This is a genomic window from Pseudomonas fluorescens (assembly GCF_001307275.1).
GTDB lineage: Bacteria > Pseudomonadota > Gammaproteobacteria > Pseudomonadales > Pseudomonadaceae > Aquipseudomonas > Aquipseudomonas fluorescens_AA.
The window spans coordinates 2,127,315-2,142,822 of record NZ_CP012831.1; the positions used below are offsets into that span (position 1 = coordinate 2,127,315).

Here is a 15,508-nt window from a genome sequence, read left to right on the forward strand (position 1 = left end):
AATCAACGACTCACAGCAATCGCCTGGTTATTCATGATACGCGGAGTGAGGAACACCAGCAGCTCGGATTTTTTCTCCGAAACCACATCACGCCGGAAAAGGCGGCCAAGATACGGCACATCGCCAAGAAATGGCACCTTATCTACGACCTTGCTCTGAGTATTTGAGAAAACTCCGCCAATCACAATGGTCTCGCCATCATTGACCAGGACCTTGGCGTTGACTTCGTTTTTCTTGATCGGCGGCACGTCCTGCACCTTGTTCAGGTAGTCCGGCTCATCCTTGGTGACCTTGACCTCCATGATGATGCGGTTGTCCGGGGTGATCTGCGGGGTCACCTCCAGCGACAGCGAGGCCTCCTTGAACGACACCGAGGTGGCGCCGCTGGAACTGGCTTCCTGGTAGGGGATTTCCGTGCCCTTGAGGATCTTTGCCGTCTCCTTGTCGGACGTCACCACCTTGGGCTGGGAGACGATTTCGCCGTTGCCGGTTTTTTCCATGGCCGTCAGCTCAAGGTCCAGCAAGACGTTGTCGGTGATGAACGCAATGCCGATCCCCGACGTATTGCCCGAGGCACCCAGGTCGACGAACGGCTGGTTGGTGCCGGTACTGCCCGGCGTGCCGATGGTGGTGGAGGTGCCAGTGGTCACCCCCGAGGAGTTCCAGTTGCCCTTGTTCTGGATCGACCCTCCCCAGCGCACGCCCAGGCTTTTGTCGTAGTCGACGTTGGCTTCGACAATCCGTGCCTCGATCATCACCTGGCGCACCGGAATATCCAGCTGCGCCACGATCCGGCGCAGTTCGTCGAGCCGGTCCTGGGTCTGGTAGGCAATGATGTTGTTGGTTCGCTCATCCACCGTGATCGTGCCGCGCTCGTCGGCTTTGGCCTCGGCACTGGTCACTGACTGGAACAGCTTGGCGATGTCCGCCGCCTTCGCATAGTTGACCTGCAGCAGCTCACGCCGCAGCGGTGCCAGGTCGGCGATCTGCTTCTGCGACTCCAGTTCCTGGCGTTCACGCGCGGCGATTTCATCGGCCGGGGCCACCAGCAGCACGTTACCGACCTTGCGCTTGTCCAAACCCTTGGTCTTGAGCACCAGGTCCAGCGCCTGGTCCCAAGGCACATTCTGCAAGCGCAGGGTAATGCCGCCCTGCACCGTGTCGCTGGCCACCAGGTTCAGGTTGGTGAAATCGGCAATCAGTTGCAGGACCGAACGCACTTCGATGTCCTGGAAGTTGAGCGAGAGCTTCTCGCCGCTGTAGGCCGCGCGGTCAGCATTGCGTTTTTGCAGGTCGTCGACAGTCATGGGCCGGACGCTGACGGTGAGTTTGTTGTCGGTCTGGTAGGTCGAGTAGTCGAAGGTGCCACTGGGCTCGATGCTGATGGTCGCCCGGTCGCTGCCGGCGCTGGCATTGACGAATTGCACCGGGGTGGCGAAGTCCTTGACGTCCAGGCGCACCCGCAATGGTTCGGGCAATTGGGTCCTGGCGAAATTGAGGATGATCTTGCCTTCGCGTTCCTGGATGTCCGGGGCGATGGACGGATCGGACAAATCGATCACCACATTGCCTTCGCCCTGGGTTCCCCGCTGGAAATCCACCCCACGAATCGCCTTGCCCACCGGCCTACCGGCCCTCGCGGGCACCGCGTTGGCCACCGCCGGGCGCGGGGCCTGGGCGACGCTCTTCCCAGCAGTGTTCTTCGCCGCGGCGCCCTTGCCAACCACCACGAACAGGCTATTGCCTTCGACCCGAGTGTCGTACGGCGCCAGCTGGGTCAGACCGATGATCAACCGGGTGCGATCGCCTGCCTCGACCACGGTGGCGCTGCGCGCATTGCCCCCGCCCAGGTCGCGGTGCTTGCTGGCCAGTTGATTGGTCACGCCTGGCAGGTCCAGGGCAATCCGGGCCGGTTGTTCGGTGGTGTAGCCCCGAGGGGGCGGCGGCGGCCCGTCGAAGGTGAGCTTCAACTCGACGCGGTCGCCCGGCAACGCCGCGACATCCAGCGTCTTCAGACTGGCCGCGTGAACCATCGGCGACAACAGCGCTATCCATAGCGAAATACCGAAGGCTGACAAAAACCTGTTCATTGTTGGGGTTCCACTATTGAGTGCTCTTTCAAAGGAATGGTCCGAGGTCGCTCCAGCCAGGCACCCTCGCCATCGGGAACGATTTCGATCACATCGACCTGGGTGGCGCCGATGGCGAAGATTCGCCCGTCGTTGCGCCCCAGATAGTCACCGACCTTGAGCCGATGCACCCCGCCCGCGCCCCGCAGGAGTGCGAAGGAGCCACTGGCGTTGGAGATCGTACCGACCATTTCAAACTGCTCGATGTTGAAGCCTTCCAGGTACTGCTTGACCCGGTTGGGGTCGGGCCGGACGTTGTGCGAGCCGCGCTGCCGGTCGGCCTGGTCCACGCGGACCTGCCGGGAAAACGGGCTGCGCAGGTTCGCAGCGCTGTAGGTAAAGGTCTCGTAGGGCCTGAACGTCGGGGTCGGCTCGATCTTGCCGGGCGGACGCAGGCGCACTTCGTTCATGTAAGCGTCCAGGTCGCTGAAACCGTTGTCGTCGTTGCAACCCGCCAGCGCGACCAGGCCCGCCAGCAGGCAGAGGCGACACACCAGCGGCCTCATGGCTGCGCCTCCTGCTCGTTGTAGCGGTAGGTCTTGGCCTGGATGCTCATGCGCAGCTTCGTGCCGGCCTCGGGCTCCATCGGGGCGATTTCGAAATCGTGCAGCGTGACGATCCGGGGCAGTCCGGCCACTCCACTGACGAATGTCGCCAGGTCGTGGTAGCCGCCGGTCACGGTGATCTGGATCGGCAGCTCGATGTAGAACGGTTGGGTGACTTCCGGCAGCAGCTTGATTTCCTCGAACTCCAGGCCGCTGCCCAGGCCGGTGCGGGTAATGTCTTCCAGCAGGCCCGGCACCTCGGTATCACTGGGCAATTGCCGCAACAGTACACCGAAAGACGTTTCCATCTGCTTCATCTGCTCGGTGTAGCGTTCCAGGTTCGCGGCCATGTGGGCCTTGCCCGCGAATTGTGCCTTGAGGGTACTTTCTTCCTCGCGCACCTGCTGCAACTGGTTTTCCAGGTCGCTCAAGGCAAAGTTATAGCCCAGCCCCAGCACCAGGGCCACCAGCAGAATGCCCGCCAGCCATTTGATGGGCGCCGGCCAGGAACCGATGTTGTTGGTGTCCAGGTCACTGACGTCGATCTTGCGCAACGCGTCGAGCCATTCCCCCGGCCTCATTGGGCGTCCCCCTCATCGGCCGACCGGGTCTGGCGAACCGTCAGCTGGAAAACGTTGGCCTGGTCGAGCTGACCGGCGGTGGTGGCCTTGACCTCCGTCAGGCTGGGCGCATCGAACAGGTCCGACGAGTCCAGGTTGCGCATCAGGTCCGAGACCCGGTTGTTCGATTCCGCGGCCCCTTTGATGAAGAGCGTCCGATCCTCCATCTTCACTTCGGTGAAATACACCCCGTCCGGCAAAGTCCTCACCAACTGGTCGAAGATGCGCCCGCTGACCGGTCGATTCCCTTGCAAGTCCTGGATAATGCGCATGCGCTCCAGCAATTGCTGGCGACGGGCTTTCAATTCGCTGATCTGCTTGATGCGCTCGTCCAGCACGGCGATCTGCTCGGAGAGGTGGCTATTGCGGGCGACCTGGTGGTCGATGGCACTGTCGATGTAGCGGACGGCGACCAGGACCACGCCGACCGCCCCGACCAGCGCCGCCACCAAGGCCAGCAGAAAGCGCTTGCGCCGCTCTTCGCGCAGCTCTTCGCGCCAGGGAAGCAGGTTGATCCGCGCCATCAGTCGAAACTCCTGAGGGCCAGCCCACAGGCAATCATCAGTGCCGGGGCATCACTGGCCAGGGCACCGGCATTGACCTTGCTGCTCAGGGCCATGTTGGTAAACGGGTTGGCCACCTGGGTCGGCGTGCCCAGGCGCTGCTCGATCAGCCGATCCAGGCCAGCGACGGAAGCCGTGCCCCCGGCCAGCAGAATGTGGTCCACCGCGCTGTACTGGCCCGAGGCGAAGAAGAATTGCAGGGAGCGCGAGACCTGCTGCACCAGGGCCTCGCGAAAAGGTTGCAGCACTTCGCTGAGATAATCGTCCGGCAACCCACCCTGCTTCTTTGCCAGGCCGGCCTGCTCGGGTGTCAGGCCGTAGCGGCGCTGGATCTCCTCGGTCAACTGGCGACCGCCGAACAATTGTTCGCGGGTATAGATGATGCGCCCGTTGTGCAACACGCTGAGGGTGGTCATGGTGGCGCCGATGTCGATGACCGCCACCGTCAGCCGCTCCTGGGACGCGGCCAATTGCGTGGCGAGCAGGCCAAACGCTCGCTCCAGCGCATAAGCCTCCACATCGACCACCCGGGCCGTCAGCCCGGCGAGCGCCAACGCGGCCTCGCGAACCTCGACGTTTTCCTTGCGACAGGCCGCCAGCAGCACTTCGACGCGCTCGGCGCTGCGTGGCGAAACGCCCACCACCTCGAAATCAATGGCCACCTCATCCAGCGGATAGGGAATGTACTGATCGGCTTCGATCTTGAGCTGGTTCTCCATGTCGTCGTCGGACAGGCCCGCATCCATCTCGATGATCTTGGTGATCACCGCCGAACCCGCCACGGCCACCGCCACGCTGCGCAAGGGCGTCTTGGCCTTGGCCAACAGCCGCGACAACGCCTGGCCCACCCCTTCGAGCTCGGCGATGTTCTTCTCGATCACGGCGTTGGCCGGCAACGGTTCGACCGCGTAGGACTCGACGCGGTATCGCTCGCCCTGGCGACTCAACTCGAGCAGCTTCACCGACGTCGAACTGATGTCGATCCCCAGAAGCGCATGGGCTTTTTTATTGAAGAGTCGTAGCACTACCAATTCCCTATGACTATCCGTGAGTTACGGACTCTCTAATATGCATTGCGTTCAATCACGGCCGTCCGACGGACGTCCGGATGGCATTCCCGACGAAAAAAAATGCTTATAATGCCCAGCGTTTTTTTTCGCTTTGTTGCAAGCACGGGTCCTTCCCTGCACCTGGCGCCTTTTTCATTCTTTGCCTGGATATCCAAAAGCCTTGATTCGTCTGCTGAAATTTTTCGGATGGTCCATCGTCGCCGTTTTCTGCGGACTGCTCTTGGGCCTGAGCGGTGCCTTTCTTTACCTTAGTCCGGGATTGCCGTCCGTGGAGGCACTGAGAAGTATTCAGTTGCAGATTCCTTTGCGGGTGTACAGCAGCGACAACAAGCTGATCGCCGAATTTGGCGAAATGCGCCGCACACCGATCCGTTTCGCCGACATTCCCCCTAATTTCATCAATGCGTTACTAAGTGCTGAAGACGATAACTTCGCCAACCACTATGGCGTCGATCCCGGCAGCCTGATGCGCGCCGCCAGCCAGTTGGTCAAGAGCGGGCACATCCAGTCCGGCGGCAGCACCATCACCATGCAGGTGGCCAAGAACTTCTTCCTGACCAGCGAGCGCAGCTTCTCGCGCAAGACCACCGAGATCCTCCTGGCCCTGCAGATCGAACGACAGCTGACCAAGGATGAAATCCTCGAGCTGTACGTGAACAAGATTTACCTGGGCAACCGCGCCTACGGCATCGAGGCGGCGGCACAGGTGTATTACGGCAAGTCGATCCGCGACGTGAGCCTGGCGCAGATGGCGATGATCGCCGGCCTGCCCAAGGCACCGTCGCGCTTCAACCCGCTGGCCAACCCGGCGCGCAGCAAGGAGCGTCGCGACTGGATCCTGGGGCGCATGTACAAGCTCGGCAAGATCAGCGAGGCCGACTACACCGCCGCGATCAATGAGCCGCTGAACGCCAGCTATCACGTCCCGACCCCGGAAGTGAACGCCCCGTACATCGCCGAGATGGCCCGTGCCGAGATGGTCGGACGCTATGGCAGCGACGCCTACACCGAAGGTTTCCGCGTGACCACCACGGTGCCGAGCAACTTGCAGGAAATGGCCAACACCGCGCTGCACGAGGGCCTGATGACCTACGACCAGCGCCACGGCTACCGTGGCCCTGAATCGCGCCTGCCGGGCAAGACCAAGGAAGCCTGGGCCCTGGAGCTGACCAAGCAGCGCACCATCAGCAGCCTGGAGCCGGCGATCGTCACCTCGGTGGACAAGGACGGCATCAAGGTGTTGACCCGCAACGGCGAGCAGGAAGAACACGTGGCCTGGGACACCATGAAATGGGCCCGTCCGTTCCTCAATACCAACAGCATGGGCGCCGCCCCACGGCAGCCGTCGGACGTTGCCCAGGTCGGTGACCTGATCCGCGTCCAGCGCCAGGCGGACAACACACTCAAGTTCAGCCAGATCCCGGCGGCCCAGGGCGCCCTGGTGTCCCTCGACCCACAGGACGGCGCCATTCGTTCGTTGGTGGGTGGCTTCGCCTTCGAGCAGAGCAATTACAACCGTGCACTGCAGGCCAAGCGCCAGCCGGGCTCGAGCTTCAAGCCATTCGTCTACAGCGCCGCCCTGGATAACGGCTACACCGCCGCCAGCCTGGTGAACGATGCGCCGATCGTGTTCGTCGATGAGTACCTGGACAAGGTCTGGCGGCCGAAGAACGACACCAATACGTTCCTCGGCCCGATTCGCCTGCGCGAGGCGCTGTACAAATCCCGCAACCTGGTATCGATCCGCCTGTTGCAGGCGCTGGGCGTGGATCGCACCATCGACTACATCAGCAAGTTCGGCTTCAACAAGCAGGACCTGCCGCGCAACCTGTCCCTGGCCCTGGGCACCGCGACCCTGACGCCGATGGAAATCGCCACGGGCTGGAGCACGTTCGCCAACGGCGGCTACAAGATCACCCCGTACATCATCGACAAGATCGAAAGCCGCAACGGCGAGACATTGTTCGTGGCCAACCCGCCACGGGTCCCCACAGGCGAGCAGGCCAGCGATGGCGTCGCCGCACCGTCCACCGACACGTTCACGGTCAATGCGACGCCAGGCGAAGCCACCACGGCCCCAGGCTTGCCGCAAGCGCCCGCCGTCGCGGAACGCATTGTCGATGGCCGCACCACCTTCATTCTCAACAGCATGCTGCAGGACGTGATCAAGCTCGGCACCGGCCGTCGCGCCCTGGCCCTGGGCCGTACCGACCTGGCGGGCAAGACCGGTACCACCAACGAGTCCAAGGACGCCTGGTTCTCCGGCTACAACGCCGATTACGTGACCACGGTCTGGACCGGTTTCGACCAGCCTGAAAGCCTGGGTCGCCGTGAGTTCGGCGGCACCGTGGCGCTGCCGATCTGGATGACCTACATGGGCGCCGCCCTCAAGGACAAGCCGCCGCACACCCAGCCGGAACCGGAAGGCATCCTCAGCCTGCGGGTCGACCCGGTCAGCGGCCGCGCGGCCACGCCAGGCACCCCGGGTGCGTACTTCGAGCTGTTCAAGAGCGAAGACACTCCGCCCTCCGTCAACGAGCTGGGCAACGGTGTCGCACCGGGCAGCCCGCTGCCAGCGGACGAAGCGGCGCCGATCGATCTGTTCTGACCGGTCTCATCCAAAAGCCCCGCCTTCGAAAGAAGTGCGGGGCTTTTGTTCTCAATGACACCACTACCTGTGGGAGCGAGCTTGCTCGCGATAGCGTCGGATCAGCTTGCATCGATGTTGAATGCCAGGCCGTCATCGCGAGCAAGCTCGCTCCCACAGGGGTCTGTGACGGTCATACAAAAGCGGCGACCAACAAAAAGCCCCGACTCTCAGGAGCCGGGGCTTTTTGTTGAAGCGCTACAACGGCTTAGCCGTTGAACACGTCATCCACGCTCTTGAGCGGGTAGTTCTTCGGGTACGGCAGGGTGGCCACGCCCGTCTCGATGGCGGCCTTGGCCACGGCGTCGGAGATCAGGGTGATCAGGCGGGCGTCCATTGGTTTCGGGATGATGTACTCACGACCGAATTCCAGCTTGATGCCGCCGTAGGCGTCGCACACTTCCTGAGGCACCGGCAGCTTGGCCAGTTCGCGCAGGGCGTTGGCGGCCGCGACTTTCATCTCTTCGTTGATGCGCTTGGCGCGAACGTCCAGGGCACCACGGAAGATGAACGGGAAGCCCAAGACGTTGTTGACCTGGTTCGGGTAGTCCGAACGGCCAGTGGCCATGATCACGTCGTTGCGAGTCGCGTGAGCCAGTTCCGGGGAGATTTCCGGGTCCGGGTTCGAGCAGGCGAACACGATCGGGTTCGGCGCCATGCGCAGCAGGTTTTCCGGGCTCAGCAGGTTCGGACCCGACAGGCCGACGAACACGTCGGCACCGTCCAGGGCGTCCGCCAGGGAGCGCTTGTCGGTCGCGTGGGCGAAGACGGCCTTGTACTGGTTCAGGTCGTCACGGCCGGAGTGGATCACGCCGGTACGGTCGACCATGAAGATGTTTTCGATCTTGGCGCCCATGCTCACCAGCAACTTCATGCAGGAGATGGCCGCAGCGCCGGCACCCAGGCAGACGATCTTGGCTTCCGGCAGGGTCTTGCCGGCGATTTCCAGGGCGTTGATCATGCCGGCCGCGGTGACGATGGCGGTGCCGTGCTGGTCATCGTGGAACACCGGGATGTCGCACTGTTCGATCAGGGCGCGCTCGATCTCGAAGCACTCAGGTGCCTTGATGTCTTCCAGGTTGATGCCACCGAAGGTGATGGAGATGCGCTTGACGGTGTCGATAAAGGCTTGCGGGCTCTCGGAATCGACTTCGATGTCGAATACGTCGATACCGGCGAAGCGCTTGAACAGTACGCCCTTGCCTTCCATGACTGGCTTGGAAGCCAATGGGCCGAGGTTACCCAGGCCGAGAATCGCGGTGCCATCGGAAATGACTGCAACCAGGTTGCCTTTACCGGTGTATTTGTAGGCCAGTTCAGGGTCGCGAGCGATTTCGCGGACTGGTTCGGCTACGCCGGGGCTGTAGGCCAGCGACAAGTCGCGAGCAGTAGCGGTGGCCTTGGTGAGCTCGACACTCAGCTTTCCTGGACGAGGATGCGCGTGATATTCGAGAGCGGCAGTTTTCAGATCAGACATGTGGGCATTCCGCTTTTTACTGTGTTGGACAGACGGACCGCCGAGGATACGCGCCTCGCAAAGTCCCTACAAGACTGACCAGTCACTGCTGTCAAGCGCCCTACTCTACGACTTTGGACCAAGAGCCGCGAAACATAAGGGCTACATGCATACAATCCGACCAAATAATGTCTACAATTATTTTCTTACAGGACCGCTTCCAACATGGCCGGATCGGTCAGCGGCAGCATCCATCGCGCCTGGCCAGCCTTGTTGCCACCACGCCGGGCGCGGTCGACGACCCAGCCCCGGGCCTCGATTTTCCGCCCCTTGAGCCGCTCCAGGGCCGAGGCGTCGAAGCGCCTCTGCAAACCCGGCGCAATGTGCAGGACAACCGGCCCCTGCAATTCAATCCAGATGCCACCGCGATTGCGCCGCACACTTTCCACACGCCCGCTCATCAGCACGAAACCTGGGGCATCGATCTGTTCCGCCCGGACGACAGGGGATTTCTTCCAGAGGCCTGCCCCGGCTTGCCGCGCCTGACGCTCAGCCACTTGCTGGCAACTGACCAGGTCGACGTTCGGCGCAACCGCCACCAGAAACCCCAGCCCCTCGGCAATCAACCGCTCCTCGAGGTTCTCGCCCCGGGCGCTGTAGACGTGGGCCAGGGTACGACCGTAATCATCACGGTCGTCCTTGCCAGGCAATACGCCCACCCGGCCATCGTTGGCGGCCACCAGGGCTTCGAGTCGCTGGCGCGCCGCCACGGCGAAGGGTTCGTCGGCGCGGCCGCGCTTGCCCAGCTCAGGGCTGTTGAGACCGATCATCCGAATGCGGCGCCCATCCTCCAGGTACAAGGTGTCGCCGTCCACCACGCGCTGCACCGCCACCTGGGGCAGGCTGCCCGGCGAAGGACAGGCCCCCTGGGCACCACAGAGCCAAATCGCAGACACAAAAAAGGCGCCCGCAAGGGACGCCTTCTTCATCAATCTGGAGCAGTCGAGACGACCATCCAAAATGATCAGCCTCAGGCTTTTGGAGTAACTTTGCCGAAAGCACCGAAACGATCGGCGAACTTCTGAACGCGGCCGCCGGTATCCAGAGTCTTTTGCTTACCGGTGTAGAACGGGTGGCACTCGTTGCAAACGTCGATCGCCAGGGCTTTGCCGTAGGTCGAACGCGTTTCGAACTTGTTGCCGCAGCTGCAGGTTACGGCAATTGCTGGGTATTCCGGATGGATATCGGTTTTCATGCTGTTTTCCTCAGGCTAGCGTGCCGCCACCCAACACTATTGTTGAATACCGCACGTAATTAGGCCGCGGATTCTACCAGACATCGTCATTCGCGCAAGCTGTCGCTTATACCAACCGTCTGCTAGGCTCGCGCCCTCAAGCACAATCCCTGTGGGAGCGAGCTTGCTCGCGATAGCGATGGGTCAGTTGCGGTGATGTTGGCTGTGCCACCGCTTTCGCGAGCAAGCTCGCTCCCACATTGAATCGCGCTCAGCCTTGCGAACTTGTCCGCTTATCGAGATTCCCCGCGTGCCCAACGCCATCCTGCGCCTCGCCCTGCCTTCACCCCTGCGCCGCCTGTTCGACTACCGCGCCCCCGCCGGGGTCCTGCGCGCCCAGTTGCAGCCGGGCATGCGCCTGCGGGTGCCGTTCGGCCGGCGGGAAATGATCGGCATCCTGGTGGAGGTCACCGATCACAGCGAGGTCCCGGTCGACAAGCTCAAACCAGCCCTGGCCCTGCTCGATGCCACGCCGCCGCTGCCCGCCGCGCTGTTCAAGTTGTGCCTGTGGACGTCCCAGTATTACCAGCACAGCCTCGGCGACACCCTGAGCTGGGCGCTGCCGGTGCTGCTGCGCCAGGGCGAGCTGGCCGAGGCGCGCCAGGAGCGGTTCTGGTCGGTGGCCCCGGGGGCCTCGCTGGACGATCCGCGCATCGCCCGCGCGCCGCGCCAGCGCGAGGCCTTGGCGACCCTCGCCCAACACCCCCATGGCGTGGCCCACCAACTGCTGAGCAAACTGATGCTCAGCAAGGACAGCCTCGACCTGTTGCTGGCCAAGGACCTGGTCCAGGTGGAGATCCGCCGGCACGCCCCCGGCGCCCGCCACGAACATTGGCTGGCCCAGCCGGAACTGCCGCTCAACGCCGAACAGCGCGCCGCTTGCGAAGCGATTCGCGCAGGTTTCGACAGTTATCACGCCTTTCTGCTGGCGGGCGTCACCGGCAGCGGCAAGACCGAGGTCTACCTGCAACTGATCCGCCAGACCCTGGAGGCCGGCAAGCAGGCCCTGGTGCTGATTCCGGAAATCAACCTCGGCCCCCAGACCCTGGCGCGTTTCGAGCAACGCTTCAATGCGCGGATCGCCCTGGTGCACTCGGCAGTCAACGACCGCGAACGCCTGGAAGCCTGGCTCGCCGCCCGCGACGGCGAGGCCGATATCATCATCGGCACCCGCTCGGCCCTGTTCACGCCGATGAAAAACCCCGGCCTGATCATCATCGACGAAGAACACGACGGCTCTTATAAACAGCAGGAAGGCCTGCGCTATCACGCCCGCGACCTGGCGCTGGTACGCGCCCGCCAGGAAAACATCCCGATCGTCCTCGGCTCGGCCACGCCCTCGCTGGAAAGCCTGCACAACGCCTACACCGGCCGCTACGGCCTGCTGCGCCTCAACGAGCGGGCCGGCGGCGCCAAGCAACCGCGGTTCCTGCGCCTGGACGTGAAAAGTCGTCCACTGGACAGCGGTATTTCCGGGCCGATGCAGCAAGCCATCGGCCAGACCCTCGCCGCCGGGCAACAGGTCCTGGTGTTCCTCAATCGCCGCGGTTTTGCCCCGACCCTGCTGTGCCACGACTGCGGCTGGATGTCTGGCTGCGAACGCTGCGACGCGCGGATGACCGTGCATCAACGCCATGGCGAACTGCGTTGCCACCATTGCGGCCACGTCGAACGCGTGCCAAGGCATTGCCCGCAGTGCGGCAAAGTGGACTTGCGCCCGGTCGGCGCCGGCACCGAACGCGCCGAGGAACGGCTGGGCATCCTGTTTCCGGACTACCCGGTCTTGCGGGTGGATCGCGACAGCACCTCGCGCAAGGACGCGATGAACCAGTTGTTCGCAACGATCCAGAAGGGCCAGCCGTGCATATTGGTGGGCACGCAGATGCTCGCCAAGGGGCATCACTTCCCGCGGGTCACGCTGGTGTCGATCCTCGATGCCGATGGTGGGCTGTTCTCCGGCGACTTCCGCGCCAGCGAGCGCATGGCGCAGCTGATCGTCCAGGTCGCCGGCCGGGCCGGGCGGGCCGAGGAACCGGGCAAAGTGATTATCCAGACGCACCTGGCCGATCACCCGCTGTTGATCCAACTGACCGAGCAGGGTTACTTCGCCTTCGCCGAACAGGCTTTGAGTGAACGCCGCAGCGCCGGCCTGCCGCCCTTTTCCCACCTGGCGCTGCTACGGGCCGAAGCCCACAAGCCCGGGCAGGCCGAAGGTTTCCTCGATGAGGCCTGCAGCGAGGCGGAGCGTTTGCTGACAGAGCAGAGCCTCACCGGCATCGAACTCCTGGGGCCGGTGCCGGCACCGATGGAGCGCCGGGCCGGGCGCTATCGCGCGCAGCTTTTATTGCAGGCCAACGCCCGGGCGCCGCTGCATCGGCTATTGAGTGCCTGGCTGCTGGCGCTGGAGCAGATGCCCAGCGGACGGGCGGTACGTTGGTCGCTGGATGTGGATCCGGTGGATTTGTATTGAATGGACCACAAACCTGCCCCTGTGGGAGCGAGCTTGCTCGCGATTGCGACGGTACAGTCGACACTACCGTCACTGACCCACTGCTATCGCGAGCAAGCTCGCTCCCACAGGGGATCGCGTGCATCCAGGCCAGCAAGAATAGTCACCACACATCCCCAACCGACCCGCTACAGTTGGCAAGCTCGTCCGGGCCACGGATAATGCCCAGTTTTTCCACCAGCGCATCGAAGCGCCGCCGCGCCTGCGGTTGAAAGAGAAGACCATGAAAGACACCATTCGCCAGCTCATCCAGCAAGCCATCGCCCAACTCGTCGCTGAAGGTGTGCTGCCAGAAGGCCTGTCGCCGGCGATTCAGGTCGAGAACACCCGCGACAAGACCCACGGCGACTTCGCCAGCAACATCGCGATGATGCTCGCCAAGCCGGCCGGCATGAAACCTCGCGACCTGGCGGAAAAAATCATCGCCGCGCTGCCGGCCGACGAAAACGTCAGCAAGGCTGACATCGCCGGCCCCGGGTTCATCAATTTCTTCCAGAACACCCAGGCCCTGGCTTCGCGCCTGGATGCGGCCCTGGCCGACGAACGCATCGGCGTGCGCAAGGCCGGCCCGTTGCAGCGCACCGTGGTCGACCTCTCGGCCCCCAACCTCGCCAAGGAAATGCACGTCGGCCACCTGCGCTCGACCATCATCGGCGACGGCGTGGCCCGGGTCCTGGAGTTTCTTGGCGACACCGTGATCCGCCAGAACCATGTTGGCGACTGGGGCACCCAGTTCGGCATGCTGATGGCCTACCTGCAGGAAAATCCGATCACCAGCGACGAACTGTCGGACCTGGAGAATTTCTACCGCGCCGCCAAGCAACGCTTCGACGAGTCGCCCGAGTTCGCCGACCGTGCCCGTGGCCTGGTGGTCAAACTGCAGGCCGGCGATGCCGAGTGCCTGGCGCTGTGGAGCAAGTTCAAGGACATCTCCCTGTCCCACTGCCAGAAAATCTACGAGCTGCTGAACGTCAAGTTGACCATGGCCGACGTGATGGGTGAAAGCGCCTACAACGACGACCTGGTCAACGTGGTCAACGACCTCAGGGCCAAGGGCATGCTGGTGGAAAGCAACGGCGCCCAGTGCGTGTTCCTCGACCAGTTCAAGACCGCCGACGGCGAGCCACTGCCGGTGATCATCGTCAAGGCCGACGGCGGCTACCTCTACGCCACCACCGACCTGGCGGCCGTGCGCTACCGCAACAGCGTGCTCAAGGCCGATCGAGTGTTGTACTTCGTCGACCAGCGCCAGGCCCTGCACTTCCAGCAAGTGTTCGAAGTGGCGCGCCTGGCCGGCTTCGTGACCCGCCCGATGGAAATGGAACACATGGGTTTCGGCACCATGAACGGCGCCGACGGCCGCCCGTTCAAGACCCGCGATGGCGGCACGGTGAAGCTGATCGACCTGCTGACCGAGGCCCAGGACCGCGCCTACACCCTGGTCAAGGGCAAGAACCCGGACCTGGCCGAGGACGAACTGCGCAAGATCGCCAAGGTGGTGGGCATCGACGCGGTGAAATACGCCGACCTGTCCAAGCACCGCACCAGCGACTACAGCTTCAACTTCGACCTGATGCTCAACTTCGAAGGCAACACCGCGCCGTACCTGCTGTACGCGTACACCCGCGTGGCGGGGGTGTTCCGCAAGCTCGGCAAGGGCTTTAACGAAGTGGACGGCCAGATTGTGCTCGAGGCCCCTCAGGAACAGGAGCTGGCGGCGAAGCTGGCGCAGTTCGGCGAGGTCCTGAACAACGTCGCCGACAAGGGCACGCCGCACACCCTGTGCGCCTACCTGTACGATGTGGCCGGCCTGTTCTCCAGCTTCTACGAGAACTGCCCGATCCTCAATGCGCAAACCCCGGAGCAAATGCAGAGCCGCCTGCGCCTCGCCGCGCTGACCGGGCGCACGCTCAAGCAAGGCCTGGAACTGCTGGGCCTGGAAACCCTGGAGCGCATGTAAGTTGGCCGCCAAGAAAAAACCTGCACCCAAGCGCGGCGCCAGTCGTTACCAGCCTCCAGCCAAAAAACCGATTCCAGGTTGGTTGTGGATGGCCATCGGCCTGACCGTCGGCGCGTTCATTGTGTTCTTGATGAAGCTGGAGCCGGGCCAGGGTGATGACGTCAAGCGCGTCCGGCAAGAGCAGCAGAAAGCCACCCGCATCGCCGAGGCCAACAAGACCCCGCCGAGCCCGACACAACCGGTGAAGCCGAAGTACGACTTCTACACGTTGCTGCCGGAGTCGGAAGTCATCGTGCCGCCCGATGCCGTGCCGGAGAAAACCCTGCCGACGCCGCAAGTGCCCACCACGCCGGTGACCCCGGCCGAAGCGGCGAAGATCGACACCGCTCGCGCCCAGGCGGCCCTGGCCGGCATCACGCCGCCACCGGCCCCTCCGGTGCAGAAAGCCGCGCCGGTGACGAAGTTCTTCCTGCAGGCCGGCTCGTTCCGCAAGGAAGCCGACGCCGACAAGGTCCGCGCGCAGATCATTCTGCTGGGCCAATCCGTGTCCGTGGAATCCGGGACGGTGAAGGACGAAACCTGGTACCGGGTACTGGTCGGCCCGTTCAGCAACCGCGAGGAACTGACCAAGGCCCAGAAACAACTGGCGGGCAGTGGTTTCAGCAACCTGTTGTTACAACAACGCCAGAGCCGCTGATTACCACCGAGAACGCCT

Annotated in this window: 12 protein-coding genes; 4 read left to right on the plus strand and 8 right to left on the minus strand. The window is 63.3% G+C overall.

Annotated elements, in window-relative coordinates:
* Positions 1-2: 2 nt before the first annotated feature.
* Genes pilQ through AO356_RS09430 form a run of 5 tightly spaced genes read right to left on the minus strand, consistent with a single transcriptional unit; the run spans position 3 to position 4,882 of the window.
* On the minus strand, positions 3-2,090 hold the full coding sequence (gene pilQ / locus AO356_RS09410) for a type IV pilus secretin PilQ (protein ID WP_060739557.1): 2,088 nt from the start codon (positions 2,088-2,090) through the stop codon (positions 3-5).
* Positions 2,087-2,635, minus strand: coding sequence for a pilus assembly protein PilP (locus AO356_RS09415; RefSeq protein ID WP_060739558.1), 549 nt, complete (start codon positions 2,633-2,635; stop codon positions 2,087-2,089). Before AO356_RS09415 ends, pilQ begins: the two co-directional genes overlap by 4 nt.
* Positions 2,632-3,255, minus strand: a complete 624-nt coding sequence (pilO, locus tag AO356_RS09420) for a type 4a pilus biogenesis protein PilO (RefSeq protein ID WP_060739559.1) — start codon at positions 3,253-3,255, stop codon at positions 2,632-2,634. Before pilO ends, AO356_RS09415 begins: the two co-directional genes overlap by 4 nt.
* A complete protein-coding gene (locus AO356_RS09425; RefSeq protein ID WP_060739560.1) occupies positions 3,252-3,818 on the minus strand; it encodes a PilN domain-containing protein in 567 nt (188 codons plus the stop codon). The genes pilO and AO356_RS09425 overlap by 4 nt, the downstream gene beginning before the upstream one ends.
* On the minus strand, positions 3,818-4,882 hold the full coding sequence (locus AO356_RS09430; protein WP_060739561.1) for a pilus assembly protein PilM: 1,065 nt from the start codon (positions 4,880-4,882) through the stop codon (positions 3,818-3,820). The genes AO356_RS09425 and AO356_RS09430 overlap by 1 nt, the downstream gene beginning before the upstream one ends.
* Before the next feature lie 208 nt (positions 4,883-5,090).
* Between AO356_RS09430 and AO356_RS09435 the strand changes: the two genes are divergently transcribed.
* A complete protein-coding gene (locus tag AO356_RS09435) occupies positions 5,091-7,535 on the plus strand; it encodes a penicillin-binding protein 1A (RefSeq protein ID WP_203225789.1) in 2,445 nt (814 codons plus the stop codon).
* A gap of 247 nt (positions 7,536-7,782) precedes the next feature.
* On the opposite strand, the gene AO356_RS09440 is transcribed toward AO356_RS09435, so the two are convergent.
* The 3 genes from AO356_RS09440 to rpmE all read right to left on the minus strand — a co-directional run bounded on the left by AO356_RS09440 (position 7,783) and on the right by rpmE (position 10,285).
* Entirely contained in the window at positions 7,783-9,051 is a 1,269-nt protein-coding gene (locus AO356_RS09440) for a malic enzyme-like NAD(P)-binding protein (protein WP_053117649.1), read from the minus strand.
* A 185-nt stretch (positions 9,052-9,236) separates the two neighbouring features.
* The gene (locus AO356_RS09445; protein ID WP_060739563.1) at positions 9,237-10,019 is read right to left on the minus strand and encodes a thermonuclease family protein; all 783 of its coding nucleotides are present in this window, start codon (positions 10,017-10,019) and stop codon (positions 9,237-9,239) included.
* A gap of 41 nt (positions 10,020-10,060) precedes the next feature.
* Positions 10,061-10,285, minus strand: a complete 225-nt coding sequence (rpmE, locus tag AO356_RS09450; RefSeq protein ID WP_014336159.1) for a 50S ribosomal protein L31 — start codon at positions 10,283-10,285, stop codon at positions 10,061-10,063.
* 289 nt (positions 10,286-10,574) lie between these two features.
* Here rpmE and AO356_RS09455 point away from each other — a divergent pair, with 289 nt between their 5' ends.
* The 3 genes from AO356_RS09455 to AO356_RS09465 all read left to right on the plus strand — a co-directional run bounded on the left by AO356_RS09455 (position 10,575) and on the right by AO356_RS09465 (position 15,490).
* Positions 10,575-12,794, plus strand: a complete 2,220-nt coding sequence (locus tag AO356_RS09455; RefSeq protein WP_060739564.1) for a primosomal protein N' — start codon at positions 10,575-10,577, stop codon at positions 12,792-12,794.
* Positions 12,795-13,056: 262 nt separating this feature from the next.
* Positions 13,057-14,793 carry an arginine--tRNA ligase gene (gene argS / locus AO356_RS09460; RefSeq protein WP_060739565.1) on the plus strand — a complete coding sequence of 579 codons (1,737 nt, stop codon included), beginning with the start codon at positions 13,057-13,059 and terminating at the stop codon, positions 14,791-14,793.
* 1 nt (position 14,794) lies between these two features.
* Entirely contained in the window at positions 14,795-15,490 is a 696-nt protein-coding gene (locus AO356_RS09465; protein ID WP_003196959.1) for an SPOR domain-containing protein, read from the plus strand.
* The last annotated feature ends 18 nt before the right edge of the window (positions 15,491-15,508 follow it).